This window comes from Roseobacter cerasinus, from assembly GCF_009811755.1.
GTDB lineage: Bacteria > Pseudomonadota > Alphaproteobacteria > Rhodobacterales > Rhodobacteraceae > Roseobacter > Roseobacter cerasinus.
Window position 1 is genome coordinate 336,419 of the sequence record NZ_BLIV01000002.1, and the last position, 17,907, is coordinate 354,325.

Sequence of the window (17,907 nt, forward strand, 5' to 3'; positions counted from 1 at the left end):
CTCCTCACGCGTTTTTGCGCATATGGGGCGATGTGAAGCGCGCCACAAGCTCCACATGCGCGGACCAACGGAATTGGTCGACGACTTGTATCCAGTCGAGGGTAAAGCCCGCGTTTACCAGCACCTTTGCATCCCGCGCAAATGTCACCGGATTGCAGGAGACATAGGCGATGCGCGGCACATCCGATTGGGTCAGTTCAGCCACCTGCGCCTCGGCGCCCGCGCGCGGCGGATCTAGTACAACGGCGTCCGACTTCCGCAGCTCATCCGGCAAAAGCGGCCTGCGAAAGAGATCGCGCGCTTCGGTTGTGACGTGTTTCAGCCCATCCGCCTTGCGCCAGCCCTGATCGAGCGCGGCGATCATATCCGGCGCGCCCTCGACCGCATGCACCTCTGACTTGCGAGCCAGCGGCAAGGCAAAGGTGCCGCATCCGGCAAAAAGATCGGTGATCCGAGAGGCGCCTTGCGCGATCTCCTGCACCGCGCGCCGCAAGGCGGCCTCGCCATGGGTCGTGGCCTGCAGGAATGCCCCCGGCGGCGGGGTAACGGCGATGCCATCGAAGCGGTGCACAGGCGGCGACTGCATGGCAATCAGCTCTCCGTCCCATGACAGGCGCGCCAGATCCAACTGGGCGCAGGCATTGGCCAGCTGTTGGCGCAACGGCCCGTCCAGAGGTTTGCCATGGCTGACCGCCACGTCCAGCCCCGTGTCGCTCGCAGTGACCATGACCGACAGCGCGGTCTTTCGACTGGCCCCAATCATCGCAAAGGTCTCAGCGATCTCGGGCCCGCGGCGCAGAGCAGAGTCGATCAATATGCACTCGGGAATGGCGACAACTGTATCGGATGCCCGCCCGTGAAACCCGGCCAAGGCACCCTTCTTCGTCCGCCGCGCCGCAAACCCGGCCCGCCGCCGTGACGCGGGCGGAGACGTCTGGATCGGGCAGAAGATGGTCTCCAGCCCCTGCGCTGCCAGCGCGCGGCGCACCACATCGACCTTCCACTCCACCACAAAGGCATCATCAGCGTGTTGCAGCTGGCAGCCGCCGCAGGCTTTGAAATGGCGGCAAGGGGCTGTGACGCGCCGGTCGGAGGGCTGGTGCACCTTCACATCCCTGAGGCGGCTGCCCTCAAGCGTGCCGGTGATCACCTCACCGGGCAGGGTCAGCGGGGCAAACACCGGGCCATCACCTACGCCGTCGCCCTGCACACCAAGATATCTGATCGTGTAGTCCGTCATGGCCTAGCCATTACGGCAGGGCAGCGCGCAGAAAAAGCCCCTATTCCGCCGCCTGCGTGCGGATGAACCCGCCGGATTGCCGCTCCCAATAGCGGGCATAAAGCCCGCCCTTTGCCAAAAGCGCCTCATGACTGCCGTCTTCGACGATCTGGCCATCGTCCATCACGACGATGCGGTCCATCTCGGTTAGCGTCGAGAGCCGGTGCGCGATGGCCAGAACGGTTTTGCCCTGCATCACCCGCTCCAACGCGGATTGAATGGCGGCCTCGACCTCACTGTCGAGCGCACTTGTCGCTTCGTCCAACACAAGGATCGGCGCGTCTTTCAGGATCGCACGGGCCAGCGCGATGCGCTGCCGCTGCCCGCCAGAGAGTTTCACGCCGCGCTCGCCGAGATGGGCGTCATAGCCGGTCCGTCCCTCATGATCGACCAGCCCTTCGATGAACTCATGCGCCTCGGCCTTGCGCGCGGCGGCGATGACCTCAGCCTCGCTGGCGTCTGGCTTGCCGTAAAGGATGTTATCGCGGGCCGAGCGGTTGAACATCGCCGTTTCCTGCGTGACCATCCCGATATTATGGCGCAGGCTGTCCTGCCGGACGGTGGCGATGTCCTGACCGTCGATTTCAATCACACCCTCTTCGGCGTCATAGAGGCGGAGCAGCAGAGCAACGAGCGTCGACTTGCCCACGCCGGAGGCGCCCACGATACCCAGCTTTTCGCCCGGATGCACGGTGAGATCGATGCCCCGAACGCCGCCAGTGTCGCGTCCATAGGCAAACCCCACACTCTTCAAGTCGATCTGCCCAGTGGGCACCTGCAACGCCTGCGCGCCCGGCGCATCCTCAACCCGCTTGCGCGGGGTCAGCGTGCGGATGCCGTCTTCGATCTCACCAATGTTGGCGTAAACCACCATCAGCGTGAAACTGACCCAGCCGGTCATCTGCGCAATGCGGATCGCGACAGCCCCCGCTGCCACGATATTGCCCTGGGTGGCCTGCCCGGATTGCCACAGCAGGATCGTCCCGCCCAAAAGCAACACCGGCAGAATGCCCGCCATGGACATCAGCGCAAAGCGAAACCCGGCCGCGAGATAGCCATAGTCCAGCGACCGCTGCCGAAAGCTGCGCATGGCGCCCAGGGCTGCCTGATCCTCGTGATCCGCATGGGCGAAAAGCTTGACGGTCTTGATATTGGTGATCGTGTCGACCACCTGACCGGTCACCATGGCCCGCGCCCCCGCGCGCTTGGCCGAGCGCTTGCGGATCCGTGGCAGGAACCAGCTGATCATGGCAAAATATCCGATCAACCAAACTGCAAAACACAGGGCAATGCGCAGATCAATCGTGAGCAACAGCAACACCGACCCAATCAGCGAGGCCAGCGCAAAGGCGACAACGTTGATGAGTTCCGAGACCACATCCGTCACGGCTCGCGCGGCCTGCATCTGTTTCTGCGCGATGCGGCCTGCGAAATCATCATCGAAGAATCCGACCCGTTGGCCGAGCGTCCAGCGATGCAACCGCGACAGCACCAAAGGATTGAGATTCGGTTGAACGATGATCGCATTGGCTGCCGCAGAAAAGCCAAAGAACACAGGCCGTGTCAGAAGAAAGAAAGCAATCGCCCCCAGGATCAGCCCCATATTTGCGGGGGCGAAGAACGCCTCCGGCCCCGAGCTGGCGGTCGCATCGATCACCAGGCCCAAGATCAGCGCGGTGCCAGCCTCCATCGCGCCGGCCGCCGCCGACAGGAAGGCGGCCAGCCACAAGGCGGGCCAGGCGCCGGAGAGGCACCAGCGCATGAAGGCCCCCAGCGTTTGCGGCGGCGGGCCGTCCGCTGGGCGGAAGGCGTTGATCCAGTTTCCGATGTTCAAGAGGCCTCCTCGATATCTGCGGCCAGAAATCCGCCCGACTGCCGGGCCCAGAAATCTGCATATAGTCCGCCTCGCGCCAAAAGCGCGTCATGGGTGCCATCTTCGACAATCCGCCCCTGATCAAGCACCAGAATGCGGTCCATCTGGGCAATGGTCGACAGGCGGTGGGCAATCGCGATCACTGTCTTGCCCTCCATCATGCCGTATAGCGTGTCCTGAATGGCAGCCTCCACCTCACTGTCCAAGGCGCTGGTCGCTTCGTCGAGCAGCAGGATCGGCGCGTCCTTCAGGATCACCCGCGCCAGCGTGATCCGCTGCCGTTGCCCGCCCGACAGTTTCACCCCACGCTCGCCCACTTGCGCCTCATATCCCTGACGGCCTTCGGGGTCTTGCAGATCGAGGATGAACTCATGCGCCTGCGCCTGCCGCGCGGCGGAAAACACATCCTCCTCGGTCGCATCAGCCCGACCATAGAGGATATTGTCCCGCACGGAGCGATGCAAGAGCGAGCTGTCCTGCTGCACCATGCCGATGGCCAGACGAAGACTGTCCTGCTGCACTTCTGTGATATCCTGACCGTCGATCAGGATCTGCCCCCGTTCCGGATCGTAAAATCGCAACAGCAGCTTCACGAGCGTGGATTTGCCCGCGCCGGACCGGCCCACCAGACCGATCTTCTCACCCCGGCGGATCGTCAGATCAATCCCGTCCAGACCGCCGGAGCCACGCCCGTAGTGATGCGACAGACCTTTAATCTGGATGGTCCCATCGGTGAGCTGCAGCGGCTTAGCGCCAGTTTGGTCAATCAGGGTGATGGGCTGGGCAATCGTCTCCATACCTTCGGAGACAACACCAAGCTCCTGAAAGAAAGTGGTCAGAGCCCACATGATCCAGCCTGTCATCGCATTCAGCCGCAGGGTCAGCGCCGTGGCCGCCGCCACCACGCCCACGCTTGCCTGGCCTTGCATCCACAGCACAATCGCCCAACCGACAACACCAATGATCAGCACACCATTGAGCGCCACAAGCAGCACATCCATGATGGTGAAGATGCGCATCTCCGCCTGGAAGGTGCGCCGCGTGTCTTCGATAGCCTCCTTGGCATAGTCGAGCTCCTTCTCATGATGCGCAAACATCTTGACGGAGTGAATGTTGGTGTAAGCATCGACCACGCGGCCCGTGACCACAGACCGCGCGTTGGAGGCCGCTTTGGATGCCGGACCAATGCGCGTGATTGTCCAGCGCAACAGCAGCCCGTAGAGGACAAACCACCCCAATAGCGGGATCAAAAGCCGCGGGTCTGAGGTCGACAGCAGGATCGCAGCCCCGATCAGATAGGCCAGCGAAAAGGAGATCGCATCGAAAACCTGAAACACCACCTCGCCCGCTGCCGGTGGTGTCTGCATGATCCGGTTGGCCACCCGGCCCGCAAAATCATTCTCGAACCAGCCAACCGACTGACGCAGCACCTGCCGGTGCGCCCGCCACCGGATCATCGTGGCGAAATTCGGCAGGATGGCATTGTTCAGCAGCGCAACGTCAATGGCCTGCAGCAAAGGCCTGGCGGTCAGGATGAACAGCGCCACGAGGATCAACTCGGTGCCATAGCGGTCCCAGACGGTGGCGGGCTCTCCATCGAGCAGGTCAACAACCCGGCCCATATAGAAGATCAGCCAGATCTCGATCGCGGCCACAACCACCGACATGATCCCGGCGAGCACAAAGACCCGTTTGAAGGGCTTTGAGTATTGCAGAAAGAACGGCCAGAGCCGCTGAGGCGGAGTGTTGGTCTCGGTATAGTCGCAATAGGGATCAACAAGACGTTCGAAAAAACGGAACATGGGATGGGCCTTCGGTAGAATATACAACATGATCAGGCACTGGTGATCAGGCCTGACGGTATCGGGTTATGACAGGGTCAGGTGAACCAGATCCCGCGATACATGTCGTATTCCTCCGTCTTGGTGCTTTGCTACTTACAAGAGAAGTCTGCCTTTGTCGACCACCTCAATCAGGTGTCATCAACTCTTCACGTGTGAGCGTGAAATCAGAGGCGATCCAGCGCTCTTCGAGGGCCGCCAGACGGGCACCCAGTGCCTTACCACTCAAGCCGGGCATGAAGTCCTTGGCGCGGATGGGGAATTGCGCCTGCGCCGCTGTTTTCAAGGGGCCCAAGGCACTTGGGTCCGGCAGATGATTAGCAAGGGCAGAGCGCAAGACCAAGGTTTGCGCCGCCAGATCATAGCCGGACCTGTAGGCAATCTCGGACACCGGCGGGCCCTCGCTCATGGCCTCTCGCAGCACCGTGAGATGCTGGGCGTCCTTACTGCTGAGGCGCAGCCGCTCCGCCACATCCAACCCGCCCAGCGCGGCCAGCCGCATCCGCCAGTCCTGTGTCATCGCCAGATGCGCCTCGATATGCAGCGCCGGGCCAAGGAGCGTGATGTCACTGCCGGGCAGAAGCCGCTGCAAGACGCCCGTTCGCTGCATCGTCGCCAAAGCCGGAGCGGGGTCGGGTGCGGCAAGAAGACGGCGCATTTCCTGACCCACGCGCTCGGCTGAGAGCGTCTCCAACCCTTCCGCGTGCGCAGCGATGGCGTCCAACGCATCTTCGTCGAACCCTCTGGACGAGTCCGCATACCAGGCGTGAAAGCGAAAGAACCGCAAGATCCGCAGATAGTCCTCGCGGATGCGATCCCGTGCCGTCCCGACAAACCGAATGCGCCGAGACAGGCAATCCTCCAACCCGCCAAGCGGGTCGAGGATACGACCTTCCGGCGTCGCGTAAAGCGCGTTCAGCGTGAAATCCCTGCGGCGTGCATCCTCGGCCATGTCGGTGGAGAACGCGACCACGGCGCGACGGCCATCGGTGGCGACATCTTTCCGGAACGTCGTCACCTCGTAGCCTGTGCCACCCGCCACCACCGTCACTGTCCCGTGCGCGATGCCGGTGGGTACCACCTTCAGCCCGGCAGCTTCCGCCAGGCGGGTCACCTCGGCGGGTGAAAGCGGTGTCGCCATATCGACATCGGACCCCGGGATGCCCAGGATCGCATCGCGGACGCAGCCGCCAACCAGATAGACATCATCCCCCGCCGCACGCAGGGCGTCGCAGACCGCGCGCAGGTTTGCGTCCGATAGCCACTCGGTCTCGGGTGGGATCATGTGTTCAGCTGATCGGTCCATGCCCGCAACATACGCGCAGTCGCACCCCAGATGTAATAGGGACCATAGGGCACGGCAAAATAGTCGCGCCGCTGGCCACGCCACCAGCGCGACTGGACCACGAAGTTCTGCGCGGACAGCACATGGGTGAGCGGGACCGAGAACACCTCATCCACTTCACCCGGCTCCGGCCTGATATCAAACGGCTGTTTCACATAAGCGATGACCGGCGTAACAAGAAAGCCTGTGACAGTCTCATGTGCTGGCAACGTGCCCAGAACATCCACATGCGCTTCGGGCAGGCCGATTTCCTCGTGCGCCTCGCGCAGCGCTGCGGCGATCACATCGGCATCGCCCTTGTCCTGCTTGCCCCCGGGAAAGGCGATCTGGCCCGGGTGGTGCTTGAGCGCGGAGGACCGTTTCGTCAGCAACAGGTGATAGCCATTGCCTTGCCGGAGGATCGGCGCAAGCACCCCCGCCGGGCGCAGCTTACGGCCTTCGGGTAGAACCGTGCCGGGGTTCAGGTCATAGTCCGACGAGGGCCGACCCGGGCGCGCAAGTGCTGCCCGGATCGCATCCATATCAGGCGCCATGATCACCCTGTTCAGCCTCGAAGCCGACGGTGGCCGGGTCAAGGTCGTAATGCGCGCCGCAGAACTGGCAATCAGCGGTCACGCGCCCCTCATCCGTGGTCATCTTTTCGATGTCACGCGCAGAATAAATCGACAGGCTTTGGCGCACACGGTCTTCCGAGCAGGTACAGCCGAACCGCACGGTCTGCGTGTCGAAGACCCGGGGCTGCTCTTCATGGAACAACCGCAAGAGCAGATCGTTTGGCGCCAGTGACGGGCCGATCAGCTCCAAATCCTCGACGGTATCGAGCAGGATGTTTACCCGGTTCCAGTTCTCCGCCTCGTCGTCCTTGAGCAGATCAGAGGCCGACAGCGTCTCGCCATTGCCGTCCGCCTCAGCCACAAAGGGCGACGCCTTTGGCATATGCTGAAGCATCACCCCGCCAGCACGCCAATGCTCAACAACGCTCGGTTCCGTCGACTGGCCGAAGCTCAGCGAAAACCGCGTGGGCAGCTGTTCAGACTGGGCGAAATAGGTTTCAGCACAGGCGGCCAGCGAACCACCCTCCAACGGTGTGATCCCCTGATAGGGCGTCATGCCCTTGCCCTGGTCGATCATGATCGCGAAATACCCTTCGCCCACCTGATCGAAAGGTGCCGCATCGGTCAACCGATCTGCATCATAGCTGGCATAGGCGCGGATGCGCGCGGGCTCACCCTCGGCCTCGGGGCCGTAGTAATCCGTCGCAATCATGCGCACAGCACCTTTGGACTGGACCTGCAATTGCAGCTTCCAGCGCAGCTTGATGGTCTGCCCGATCAGCGCGGTCAGCAGGGCCATCTCAGCCACCAGCGCCTCGACCTGCGGAGGATAGTCATGTTGCTGCAGGATACCGTTCAATGCGCCATCCAGCCGCGCAACACGGCCGCGCATATCGCTCGCATCCAGCTGAAAAGGCAGGACCGTATCGTCCCACGCGATCTGGTGTCCAGGTTTCATTGGGGTTTCCTTATCGCCATCGGGTTGGCATACCGGGTCCATATAACCGTCCTGCCTGCGTTGAAAAGAGGGCAAGCCAGAATGATCAGACGCATCGGCCATGCACCTCGTGCAGATCAACGCTATGTGCTGCGGCCCGGCGCCTATGCGATTTTGCCCCTGAAACGGCGTGTTCTGCTAACAGCGCAGATCGCGGAGAAGGTTGATATTCAACTGCCCGGCGGCGGGATCGACCCCGGTGAAAGCGCCATTCATGCCCTGCACCGCGAGGTCATGGAGGAAACCGGCTGGCGCATTGCTGCGCCGCGCAAGCTGGGCAGCTTCCGGCGATTTGTCTTCATGCCGGAATATGACATCTGGGCTGAGAAGCTGTGTCATGTGTATCGTGCGCGCCCGGTCCGGCAGGTGGCAGTGCCGTCCGAGCCGGATCACGAGACGCTTGTTCTCTCGCCCGCTGACGCACTGGAGTGTCTCGGCAATGATGGCGACCGGCTGTTTCTGGCCCGCTATTTTTCCTGATTGGTGCCGGTGAATTCGAACAAAAGCCCGGAGACATCATCGGGAAACTCGGTCAGCCCTGATATCTCCGTCATCCTGTGGATGAGCGCTTCGAAAAATGCCTCTCCCGTTACCTGTTCAAGATCGGGCAACAGTTGCTCAAGCCCGTCTTCCCCCAAAAACTCACCCTCGCTGGCCGGGCATTCCGTCACCCCATCCGACAGGATCAGCAACCGGTCGCCAGGCGACAGCTGCATCTCGAACTGTGAAAATGTAACGCCGGCCATCAGGCCCACCGGAAAGCCCCCCGTCCCGTCCTGCTCCAACGTGCCATCGGCCCGTTGAATCACCGGGTGCGGATGCCCGGCCTGCCCGATCACAACCCGCCCGGTCGCGAGATCGATATCGGCGAGGATCATGGTGAAGTAATGCTCGGTCTCCATCTCATCGAGCACCATCTCATTCAGCGTCCTGATCGCCTCAGCCGGCGGGCGGGAGCGATATCCCGTCTCCGTCTTTTCGAGCGCGATGTTCTGATCCAGCGCGGTGGCGGACAAATACCCAGCCAGGCGCGCGGTCATCAGCGCCGAGCTGATGCCATGGCCAGATACATCAATGGAAAACAGCCCAAGGTGCCCCTCTGCGGCAGGAAAGAAGCCCACCAGATCGCCCCCGACATGACCGCTGGAGCGCAGCATGAGCGCCAGATCACCGCCATCGAACGCCTTTGCACGCTCCCGTACAAGAGATTGCTGCAGTTGTTTGGCTTCGATCAGGTCACTGTCTAGGGAGTCGTAGAGGCGTTGCAACTCGTCGAGAGTCTCTGTGATGACCTGGTTCTTCAGCGTCAGCTCCCGCTGCATTTCAAGAATGCGCTGCCCGGCCGTCAAGCGCGCGCGCAGCTCGTGCCCATCAACCGGTTTGGTCAGAAAGTCATCCGCACCGGCGTCCAGCCCTTCAGCCACGTCATTCTTTTCACTCTTTGAGGTCAGAAGGATGAAATAGCTGTAGCTGTCCGCCGACAGACCACGAAAGGCCTTGCAGAATTCAATGCCGGACATGCCAGGCATCATCCAGTCACTGAGGATCAACTCAGGCAGGCGCTGTTCGCAAAGCTCCAGCGCGGCCTCACCCGACTCTGCCTCCATCACCTCATATCCCCAGCGTTTGAGAGAGCTGGACAGGATCTTGCGCTGGAGGCGGCTGTCATCCACAACGAGCACGAATTTTGCCCGCTCTGATGGTTCAGAAAGGCTCGATTCAGCAGGCGCGGACGAAAATGTACTCATGTAAAGCCCAGTGTCTTCTCACGCAGCCCTACTCTTGAATGCTTAAAGTGAGGTGAACCCTAAAATTTGTGTGAAAAAGCCAATGGTGCACACGAAGCGTTAGGTTCTGTCTGGAATACTTATTACGGTGCACGAGCAGGGTTTGTAGCATGATAGATTGGGATAGAGTCGCGACACTGAAGGAAGAAGTGGGCGCAGAAGACTTTGAGGAGGTGGTGGAGCTCTTTCTTGAAGAGGTCGATGCAGCCATTGACACACTGGCCACCCAGCCAAATCCGCAGGATCTGGAGGAGCAGTTGCATTTCCTGAAGGGAAGCGCACTCAGTCTCGGGTTTCGGTCATTCTCAGATCTGTGCCAGACCGGCGAGACCGCAGCGGCACAATCGGCAGACGCGGCCATTGACGTCGATGAAATCATGACATGCTACAAACAATCCCGCGATGCCTTCCTGACCCAACTCCAGGCCAAAATCGCAAGCTGAAGCCCCGGAATCCGTGCTGGCCGGGCGCAGACCGCTCTACTCCAGCCGGTACAAATGCGCGATACTATCTGGCCCCAGCTTATCCAGCGCGTGCGCCTGCAACCGTTGCATACCTTTGAGCCAACGCCCATGATCCGCGGCGCGGCGCCGTGCGTGACCTGCCACGTCAGGGTGTGGCAGAATAAGGAACGCACCCATCTCTGCCCCTGCAATGATACTCTCGGCGACTTCATCTGCTGTCAAAAGCATGTCTGAGCCTCGCGACAGATCACGCTCCAACCCGATCAGCGGTGTGGCTACATATTGCGGGCACACCACCGAAACGCCGATCCCGGCTGCTCCATGGGTGATGGCCAGTGACTCCGCAAAGCTGACTGCGGCGTGTTTTGACGCCGAATAGGCTGCATCGCCGATCTGGTTCAGCAGACCAGCCGCCGAGGCGACGTTCACAAAATATCCCGCCCCCCGCGCCAGCATCCCGGGCAGCAATGCCCGCGCCGCATAAACATGCGCCATAACATGCAGTTGCCAGTTCAGCATCCACACCGCATCCGGCGCAGAGGCCGCATGATCCGGCTGCCCCTGAAACACACCGGCGTTAGACACAAACACATCTATCGGGCCATATGCTGCCTCGACCTGCCGGATGCACGACTGAATGGCCGCTTCCCGGGTCACATCGCAAACCACGCCCAAGCACCCGATCTGCTCTGCCGCCTGATCGACTGCTTGCGCCGACCGGTCAGCAATCGCGACGCGCGCACCTTTGGCCTGCACAGCTTGGGCGAGCGCCGCACCGATCCCGCTTGCGCCGCCGGTGATCACAACTGTCTTGTTAGAAAAATCCATGCGCCGTCTCAGATCACAAACTGAGCGAGCGTTTCGTCATTGGTGATATCGGTATAGGTGAACCCCGCCGCATCAAGCTTGCTCAGAAAGCGGACAAAGTTCTCCGGCTGCGTCGTCTCGATCCCGATAAGCACAGAACCGAAGTTCCGAGCCGATTTCTTGAGGTATTCGAACCGCGCGATGTCATCTTCGGGGCCAAGGATGCCCAGGAACTCCTTCAACGCGCCCGGGCGCTGCGGCATGCGCAGAATAAAGTATTTCTTCACTCCCGAATAGCGCTGGGCCCGTTCCTTGACCTCGGGCAGCCGCTCAAAATCAAAGTTCCCGCCGGAGGCGACACAGACCACCGTCTTACCTTCGATCTGATCACGAAGGTCCGACAAGACTTCGATCGCCAGGGCACCCGCCGGTTCCAGAACGATGCCTTCGACGTTCAACATCTCGATAATGGTGGTGCAAATCCGGTCTTCGGCGATATGCACCGCATCCGCCCGGTCCACATCGCTGAGCCGTGCAAAGGTCCGGGCCCCGATCTTGGCCACGGCCGCACCGTCGACAAAACTATCAATCGGCGAGACATCCACCGGCGCCTGCGCTTCGAGCGCAATCCCGAGGCTTTGCGCCCCGCTTGGTTCAACAAATGTGTAGCTCACCGATCTGCCAAAGTAACTTCGCACACCGGAAGAAAGGCCCCCGCCACCCACTGGCAAAACCACGCGGTCGGGCAACCGCCCCAGCTGCGTCTCGATCTCCACCGCGACGGAGGCCTGACCCTCGATCACATCCTCATCGTCAAAAGGCGACAGGAAATGCGCGCCTTTCTGGGCGCAAAAGGTCTGCGCTGCGGCCAGTGTTTCGTCGAAGTAGTCGCCCACAAGACGCACTTCGACATGGGTACCGCCAAACATCTGCGTTTTCTGGATCTTTTGCTGGGGGGTCGTGACCGGCATGAACACAACACCGCGCACCCCGAAATGCCGACACATAAAGGCGACGCCCTGCGCGTGGTTGCCCGCACTGGCACAGACAAAAAGGTCATGCGCGGGGATCACTTTCCGCATGGCGTTGAACGCCCCGCGCAGCTTGTAAGACCGCACCGGGCTGAGGTCTTCACGCTTGAGCCAGATGTCCGCGCCAAACCGATCCGACAGGTGATCGTTGCGCAGCAAAGGCGTCGGTGGGAAGACCGCGCGCATCGCGCGTTCCGCCGCTTGCGCACCTGTCACAAATGCTGATGCCGTCATGTTGCCTGCCCTTCCGGCTCGGAATGTCCGATCAGTAGGTGCAGGGGCGCCGTCGGTCAACGCGCATCCACCTTGCCGCCCCTGCCAAAACCCGCTATCGCAACCCGGATTTCGAGACAAAGGAACCGGTTATGTCTGCGCCCAAGAAAGTCGTGCTCGCCTACTCTGGCGGCTTGGATACCTCCATCATTCTGAAGTGGCTGCAAACCGAATACAGCTGTGAAGTGGTGACCTTCACGGCGGACCTCGGCCAAGGGGAAGAGCTGGAGCCTGCGCGCAGGAAAGCCGAGATGATGGGCGCCACCGACATCTACATCGAAGACCTGCGCGAAGAGTTCGTGCGCGACTTCGTCTTCCCGATGTTCCGGGCCAATGCGGTCTACGAAGGGCTCTACCTGCTGGGCACGTCGATTGCGCGGCCGCTGATCTCCAAACGTCTCGTGGAGATCGCCGAAGAAACCGGCGCCGATGCCGTGGCCCATGGCGCCACTGGCAAGGGCAACGATCAGGTCCGGTTTGAGCTCGCTGCCTATGCGCTGAACCCCGAGATCAAGGTGATCGCCCCCTGGCGCGAGTGGGATCTGTCGAGCCGCACCAAGCTCATCGACTTTGCCGAGAAGAACCAGATCCCCATCGCCAAGGACAAGCGCGGCGAGGCGCCGTTCAGCGTGGATGCGAACCTGCTGCACACCTCCTCCGAAGGCAAAGTGCTGGAAGACCCCGCCGTGGACGCGCCCGATTACGTCTACCAGCGTACGGTCCACCCCGAGGACGCGCCCGATACGCCGGAGTATGTTGAGATCGGGTTTGAACGCGGCGACGCGGTCAGCATCAACGGCGAGGCGATGTCGCCCGCGACGATCCTGACCAGGCTGAACGAACTCGGCGGCAAGCACGGCTGCGGGCGGCTGGATCTGGTCGAAGGCCGTTTCGTTGGCATGAAGTCACGCGGAATCTACGAAACCCCCGGCGGCACGCTGCTTCTCGAAGCCCACCGCGCCATCGAATCCATCACGCTCGACCGCGGTGCCATGCACCTCAAGGACGAGCTGATGCCGCGCTACGCCGAACTGATCTACAACGGCTTCTGGTTCTCGCCCGAGCGCACCATGCTGCAAGCCGCCATCGACGCGAGCCAGACCCATGTGACCGGCACCGTGCGCCTGAAACTCTACAAAGGCCACGTGCGCACGGTGGGCCGCTGGTCCGATGACAGCCTCTATTCCGAAGCGCATGTGACCTTCGAAGACGACGCAGGCGCCTACGACCAAAAAGACGCGGCAGGTTTCATTCAGCTAAACGCCCTGCGCCTGAAACTGTTGGCGGCGCGGGACCGGCGCTTGAAGATTTAGAAATGGGCGGCGTAAAACCGCCCAAAACTTTGCTATGCAACTGCGCTCTCATGCACGGGAGCGGTGTAAGCTGACTTAGTAAGACGAATGTCATGCTCGGCATCGAACTTACGAACGTAGCTTTCGGAAGATACCGCAATGGGTTCGTGGTTAGACGCCTTAAGCGTCCAGCGCCAGTAACCGGAGCGATCTTTATAGATAACGAAATACATTGTGCGTCTCCTTAAAGATGTGCCGCACCAACGTTATTGTCGGGACTAGCGAGGACGCCGCAGTATACTTGACGAGAAAGCCCAATTCCGCGAATAATTGCGGTGTCTGATCAGGACGGGCTGCCGCCTACGGCAGTCATGGGGCGCGACTGGAATCGCGCCCCTTATGATTCCCGAAACAACCCGTTGAGTCGAATCTTTTCTCTAAATCTGTCCAAATTTCACTCAGCTCGATCAAGATCTTGTGGTTATCCATAGGTATTCAATGATGACTCATCCCAGCGCTTGCTTAGCGAGTCTCTCGTAGTAGGGCAGCGCTGCCTCAAGCACCTTGCCCACCGCCCCTTCCAACGCTGGCAAATCCCCCTCTACCCCCGCAAACTTGGTGCTCCAATGCACAGCCCCATACCAATGCGCCGCCCAGATGCCGTCTTCGGCGCGCGGACCAGCACGCCAGCCCAGCATAGCCGGATCGAAAGGCAAATCGATCGCCTCGCACAACAGCCGCAACATGCGCTCGGGGTTGGCGCGGATATCGGTGCTGTCGATGACAACTCCGCCCAGCGCCTCATACAGATGGACTCGCTGGGCAAACCCAATGTCCTCCAGCGTGGGGCGTTCCCGCCTGGCCGCATAACTGGCGATGACTCGAGCCGGATGGCGGATCAAATGCACGTTCACACACTCCCGCGCCCAATCGAGCGGAAAGCCATCGAGCATGTGATGCGGCATGTGTTTCATGTAAAGATGTGGCGTTTCCGGATCAGCCGCACAGGCCGCCGCAACTCGCGCTGGGTCCGTTTCATGCGCCTCCAGGATTTCAGACCGCATCGGGTGGTCAGCGCCTGACGCCGCGAGATAGGCCGCATAGAACGGCTCATCCATCACGGAGAAATCCCCGCGCGTGCCGAAACTGTACATCATAGCGGTCGACAGATTCCGCGGGCCGGACCACATGGCGATCTTCATCTCGTCAGACCCCGCTCGGAAATTGTTTCAGATGGCATGAAACCGCCCCTTCCATGTTTCAGTTGAAGCTAAAAAACGCCGGTCTCAAAGCCAAGGCCGTAAACTCACCTCACCAGCCCGTGACATCGCAGGCTCGTGAGTTGTTGAAAGCCCGGAGTCGCGACAAACTTAAGGGCAAAGGAGACATGCTATGTTCAAACGGGAAACACTCAAGCCCATCGTGCTGGCGGGTATGATCGTTGTCGGCTTTATGGCGCAGAGCAAGACCGCGCACGCGGAGAACCTGCAAACGCTGACTGTTGCAGGCGGCTGTTTCTGGTGCGTGGAAGCGGATTTCGAGAAGGTGCGCGGGGTGAAAGAGGCCGTTTCCGGCTTCACCGGCGGTACCGTCGCGAACCCAACCTACAAGCAGGTGACCTCCGGTGGCACCGGGCACTACGAGGCGGTACAGATCACCTTTGACGCGGAGATGGTTAGCCGCCATGCGCTGCTTGATCTGTTCTTCCGTTCGGTCGACCCGACGGATGCGGGCGGGCAGTTCTGTGATAGGGGTGAAAGCTATCGCACCGCGATTTTCACCGACACGGCAGCCGAGAAACGAACGGCTGAGGCTGCGAAAGCCAAGGCTGCGTCAGATCTGGGTCAGACCGTTGTGACCCCGATCCTCGGCGCGTCAGAGTTCTACCCGGCGGATGAATACCACCAGGACTATTACAAAGGGCGCCAGCTGGTGATCACACGCTTTGGCCCCAAACGTCAGGCTTCGGCCTATAAGGCGTATCGAGAGGCCTGCGGGCGCGACGCGCGGGTCAAGGAGCTGTGGGGCAGCGCCGCGCCGTTTGTAAACAGCTGATTAGCCAACCTCGCAGGCGGCCAACACGGCCATGTTCAGAATGTCGTTCGCCGTCGACACCGTCGAGCAAATCTGGATCGACCGATCCACGCCTGCGAGGATTGGCCCGATCACCGTCGCGCCCGCCATCTCCTGCATCAGCTTGACGGAAATGCTGGCCGAGTGCCGCGCAGGCACGATCAGGATATTCGCAGGCCCGGTCAGCCGAGAGAACGGATAGGCCTCCTGCGCGAGGCTGTTCAGCGCCACATCCACGGTCATCTCGCCTTCGTACTCAAAGCTGACCCCACGGCGGTCGAGCACATCCGCCGCCTTGGCCATCTTGTCCGCCCGCTCCGACACGGGGTAGCCGAAGGTCGAAAAGCTGACGAAGGCCACACGCGGCTCCAGCCCCATGTTCTGCGCCACGGTTGCTGCGCGTTCCGCGATGTTGGCGAGGTCTTCCTCATCCGGCCATTCGTTTACGATGGTGTCGGCGATGAAGACGATCCGGCCTTTATGCAGCACTGCCGTGATGCCAGCCACGCCGTGGTCTTTATCCGCGTCAAACACATGGTTGATCCGGTCAAGGATATGCGCCGATTTCCGCGTCGCGCCCGTGACCAAGCCATCGCCATGCCCGTGCTGCAGCATCAGGGCTGAGAACACGTGCCTGTCCCGCGCAGCCAGCCGGTGAATGTCCTGCCGGTCAAACCCGCGCCGGTGCAGACGGTCGTAAAGGAACTGCTTGTAGGTCTCCAAATGCTGGGTGTTGGCGGCGTTCACGATCTCGATCTGGCGATGCGCGTCTTCGAGCCCTGCAGCCTCCAGCTTGGCCTTCACATCGTCTTCTCGACCTACGACCAGCGCTTTGCCGAAGCCCGCGCGCTGATACATTACGGCGGCGCGCAGCACCCGCGGATCATCCCCTTCCGCAAATATCATGCGCGCCTGATTGGCGCGCGCGCGGGCGTTGATGCCGCGCAGAATGCTCGCCGTCGGGTCCATGCGCGATTTCAGCGAGAGCTCATACGCTTCCATGTCGATGATCGGGCGACGGGCGGCCCCTGTATTCATGCCCGCCTGCGCGACGGCGGGCGGAACGCGGTGGATCAGCCGCGGATCGAACGGCGTCGGGATGATGTAATCCCGACCAAAGCTGAGGTTCTTCCCATAGGCCAGCGCCACCTCATCGGGCACGTCCTCGCGCGCGAGGTTGGCCAGTGCATGGGCGCAAGCAATCTTCATCTCGTCATTGATCGCCCGCGCGTTGATATCCAGCGCCCCCCGGAAGAGATAGGGAAAACCCAGCACGTTGTTGACCTGGTTGGGGTAGTCGCTGCGCCCGGTCGCCACAATCGCGTCAGGCCGGACTTCATGCGCGTCTTCGGGCGTGATCTCCGGGTCCGGGTTCGCCATGGCAAAGATCACCGGATCATCGGCCATGCTGACCACCATCTCCTGCGTCACGGCGCCTTTGACTGACACGCCAAGGAACACATCCGCGCCCTTCATCGCCTCTTCGAGCGTGCGCAGCTCGGTTGAGACCGCGTGAGCCGATTTCCACTGGTTCATGCCCTCGGTGCGGCCCTGATAGATCACACCCTTGGTGTCGCACATGATGCAGTTCTGGTGCTTTGCCCCCATCGCCTTTAACAGTTCCAGACAGGCGATGCCCGCAGCCCCCGCACCGTTCAGCACGATGCGCACATCTTCGATTTTCTTGTTCGAGAGCTTGAGCGCGTTAAGCAGCCCAGCAGCACAGATCACCGCCGTGCCATGCTGGTCATCGTGGAAGACGGGAATGTCCATCTCCTCTTTCAGGCGCTGTTCGATGATGAAGCACTCAGGCGCCTTGATGTCTTCGAGGTTGATGCCGCCAAATGTCGGCCCCATCAGCTTGACCGCATCCACAAACGCATCCGTATCTTCTGTGTCGAGCTCGATATCGATGCTGTTCACATCCGCGAACCGTTTGAAGAGCACCGCCTTGCCCTCCATCACCGGCTTCGAGGCCAACGCGCCAAGATTGCCCAGCCCCAGCACTGCCGTGCCGTTGGAGATCACCGCGACCAGATTGCCCTTGTTGGTGTAGTCATAGGCCGTTTCCGGATCTTCCGCGATTGCCTCGCAGGGCACGGCGACACCGGGCGAATAGGCCAGGCTCAGATCGCGTTGTGTCGTCATGGGTACCGTGGCCGTGACCTCGAACTTGCCGGGGGTCGGTTCCAGGTGGAAGGCCAGCGCCTCTTCGGGCGTCACGCGGGTTTTTGACATCGGTTCTGGCCTCTTCTGACGGTCTGAGCGGATAACCTCTAGCCCAGCGGTGA

16 protein-coding genes are annotated in these 17,907 nt (G+C 61.1%); 4 read left to right on the plus strand and 12 right to left on the minus strand.

Annotated features, from left to right (window positions below; translation table 11 throughout):
• Positions 1-4: 4 nt before the first annotated feature.
• The 6 genes from So717_RS05475 to hslO form a co-directional block, all read right to left on the minus strand.
• Complete coding sequence (locus So717_RS05475; protein ID WP_159975206.1) at positions 5-1,240, minus strand: class I SAM-dependent RNA methyltransferase; 1,236 nt, start codon at positions 1,238-1,240, stop codon at positions 5-7.
• Between the two features lie 40 nt (positions 1,241-1,280).
• Positions 1,281-3,113, minus strand: coding sequence for an ABC transporter ATP-binding protein (locus So717_RS05480; protein ID WP_159975207.1), 1,833 nt, complete (start codon positions 3,111-3,113; stop codon positions 1,281-1,283).
• Positions 3,110-4,954 carry an ABC transporter ATP-binding protein gene (locus tag So717_RS05485; protein WP_159975208.1) on the minus strand — a complete coding sequence of 615 codons (1,845 nt, stop codon included), beginning with the start codon at positions 4,952-4,954 and terminating at the stop codon, positions 3,110-3,112. The genes So717_RS05480 and So717_RS05485 overlap by 4 nt, the downstream gene beginning before the upstream one ends.
• Before the next feature lie 166 nt (positions 4,955-5,120).
• Complete coding sequence (locus tag So717_RS05490; RefSeq protein ID WP_238840683.1) at positions 5,121-6,278, minus strand: CCA tRNA nucleotidyltransferase; 1,158 nt, start codon at positions 6,276-6,278, stop codon at positions 5,121-5,123.
• Positions 6,275-6,871 (minus strand): CoA pyrophosphatase, encoded by a 597-nt coding sequence (locus tag So717_RS05495; protein ID WP_159975210.1) that lies wholly within the window; start codon positions 6,869-6,871, stop codon positions 6,275-6,277. The genes So717_RS05490 and So717_RS05495 overlap by 4 nt, the downstream gene beginning before the upstream one ends.
• Positions 6,861-7,850: an Hsp33 family molecular chaperone HslO gene (hslO, locus tag So717_RS05500; RefSeq protein WP_159975211.1), complete on the minus strand. Its 990-nt coding sequence runs from the start codon at positions 7,848-7,850 to the stop codon at positions 6,861-6,863. The genes So717_RS05495 and hslO overlap by 11 nt, the downstream gene beginning before the upstream one ends.
• An 81-nt stretch (positions 7,851-7,931) precedes the next feature.
• On the opposite strand from hslO, the gene So717_RS05505 reads away from it, so the two are divergent.
• A complete protein-coding gene (locus So717_RS05505; RefSeq protein ID WP_159975212.1) occupies positions 7,932-8,369 on the plus strand; it encodes an NUDIX domain-containing protein in 438 nt (145 codons plus the stop codon).
• Here So717_RS05505 and So717_RS05510 read toward each other — a convergent pair.
• Positions 8,357-9,562, minus strand: a complete 1,206-nt coding sequence (locus So717_RS05510) for a PP2C family protein-serine/threonine phosphatase (protein WP_306439496.1) — start codon at positions 9,560-9,562, stop codon at positions 8,357-8,359. The genes So717_RS05505 and So717_RS05510 overlap by 13 nt on opposite strands.
• A gap of 224 nt (positions 9,563-9,786) precedes the next feature.
• On the opposite strand from So717_RS05510, the gene So717_RS05515 reads away from it, so the two are divergent.
• Positions 9,787-10,119, plus strand: a complete 333-nt coding sequence (locus So717_RS05515; protein ID WP_159975214.1) for an Hpt domain-containing protein — start codon at positions 9,787-9,789, stop codon at positions 10,117-10,119.
• A gap of 36 nt (positions 10,120-10,155) precedes the next feature.
• Here So717_RS05515 and So717_RS05520 read toward each other — a convergent pair whose 3' ends face one another.
• Together So717_RS05520 and ilvA are read right to left on the minus strand one after the other, a co-directional pair.
• Positions 10,156-10,968, minus strand: a complete 813-nt coding sequence (locus tag So717_RS05520; RefSeq protein WP_159975215.1) for an SDR family NAD(P)-dependent oxidoreductase — start codon at positions 10,966-10,968, stop codon at positions 10,156-10,158.
• A gap of 8 nt (positions 10,969-10,976) precedes the next feature.
• A complete protein-coding gene (gene ilvA / locus So717_RS05525) occupies positions 10,977-12,212 on the minus strand; it encodes a threonine ammonia-lyase IlvA (protein ID WP_159975216.1) in 1,236 nt (411 codons plus the stop codon).
• Between the two features lie 131 nt (positions 12,213-12,343).
• Here ilvA and So717_RS05530 point away from each other — a divergent pair, with 131 nt between their 5' ends.
• Positions 12,344-13,564: an argininosuccinate synthase gene (locus So717_RS05530; RefSeq protein ID WP_159975217.1), complete on the plus strand. Its 1,221-nt coding sequence runs from the start codon at positions 12,344-12,346 to the stop codon at positions 13,562-13,564.
• 32 nt (positions 13,565-13,596) lie between these two features.
• Here So717_RS05530 and So717_RS05535 read toward each other — a convergent pair whose 3' ends face one another.
• Together So717_RS05535 and So717_RS05540 are read right to left on the minus strand one after the other, a co-directional pair.
• Positions 13,597-13,776, minus strand: a complete 180-nt coding sequence (locus So717_RS05535; RefSeq protein ID WP_159975218.1) for a YegP family protein — start codon at positions 13,774-13,776, stop codon at positions 13,597-13,599.
• Positions 13,777-14,049: 273 nt separating this feature from the next.
• Complete coding sequence (locus So717_RS05540) at positions 14,050-14,745, minus strand: sulfotransferase-like domain-containing protein (RefSeq protein ID WP_159975219.1); 696 nt, start codon at positions 14,743-14,745, stop codon at positions 14,050-14,052.
• A 190-nt stretch (positions 14,746-14,935) separates the two neighbouring features.
• On the opposite strand from So717_RS05540, the gene msrA reads away from it, so the two are divergent.
• A complete protein-coding gene (gene msrA / locus So717_RS05545; RefSeq protein ID WP_159975220.1) occupies positions 14,936-15,598 on the plus strand; it encodes a peptide-methionine (S)-S-oxide reductase MsrA in 663 nt (220 codons plus the stop codon).
• Here msrA and So717_RS05550 read toward each other — a convergent pair whose 3' ends face one another.
• Positions 15,599-17,854 carry an NADP-dependent malic enzyme gene (locus So717_RS05550; RefSeq protein WP_159975221.1) on the minus strand — a complete coding sequence of 752 codons (2,256 nt, stop codon included), beginning with the start codon at positions 17,852-17,854 and terminating at the stop codon, positions 15,599-15,601.
• Positions 17,855-17,907 lie beyond the last annotated feature (53 nt).

Coding starts and splice junctions, on each gene's coding strand:
- So717_RS05475 (WP_159975206.1), bottom strand. CDS start 1,240: ATGACGGACTACACGATCAGATATCTTGGTGTGCAGGGCGACGGCGTA.
- So717_RS05485 (WP_159975208.1), bottom strand. CDS start 4,954: ATGTTCCGTTTTTTCGAACGTCTTGTTGATCCCTATTGCGACTATACC.
- So717_RS05490 (WP_238840683.1), bottom strand. CDS start 6,278: ATGATCCCACCCGAGACCGAGTGGCTATCGGACGCAAACCTGCGCGCG.
- So717_RS05495 (WP_159975210.1), bottom strand. CDS start 6,871: ATGGCGCCTGATATGGATGCGATCCGGGCAGCACTTGCGCGCCCGGGT.
- hslO (WP_159975211.1), bottom strand. CDS start 7,850: ATGAAACCTGGACACCAGATCGCGTGGGACGATACGGTCCTGCCTTTT.
- So717_RS05505 (WP_159975212.1), top strand. CDS start 7,932: ATGATCAGACGCATCGGCCATGCACCTCGTGCAGATCAACGCTATGTG.
- So717_RS05515 (WP_159975214.1), top strand. CDS start 9,787: ATGATAGATTGGGATAGAGTCGCGACACTGAAGGAAGAAGTGGGCGCA.
- So717_RS05520 (WP_159975215.1), bottom strand. CDS start 10,968: ATGGATTTTTCTAACAAGACAGTTGTGATCACCGGCGGCGCAAGCGGG.
- ilvA (WP_159975216.1), bottom strand. CDS start 12,212: ATGACGGCATCAGCATTTGTGACAGGTGCGCAAGCGGCGGAACGCGCG.
- So717_RS05530 (WP_159975217.1), top strand. CDS start 12,344: ATGTCTGCGCCCAAGAAAGTCGTGCTCGCCTACTCTGGCGGCTTGGAT.
- So717_RS05535 (WP_159975218.1), bottom strand. CDS start 13,776: ATGTATTTCGTTATCTATAAAGATCGCTCCGGTTACTGGCGCTGGACG.
- So717_RS05540 (WP_159975219.1), bottom strand. CDS start 14,745: ATGAAGATCGCCATGTGGTCCGGCCCGCGGAATCTGTCGACCGCTATG.
- msrA (WP_159975220.1), top strand. CDS start 14,936: ATGTTCAAACGGGAAACACTCAAGCCCATCGTGCTGGCGGGTATGATC.
- So717_RS05550 (WP_159975221.1), bottom strand. CDS start 17,854: ATGTCAAAAACCCGCGTGACGCCCGAAGAGGCGCTGGCCTTCCACCTG.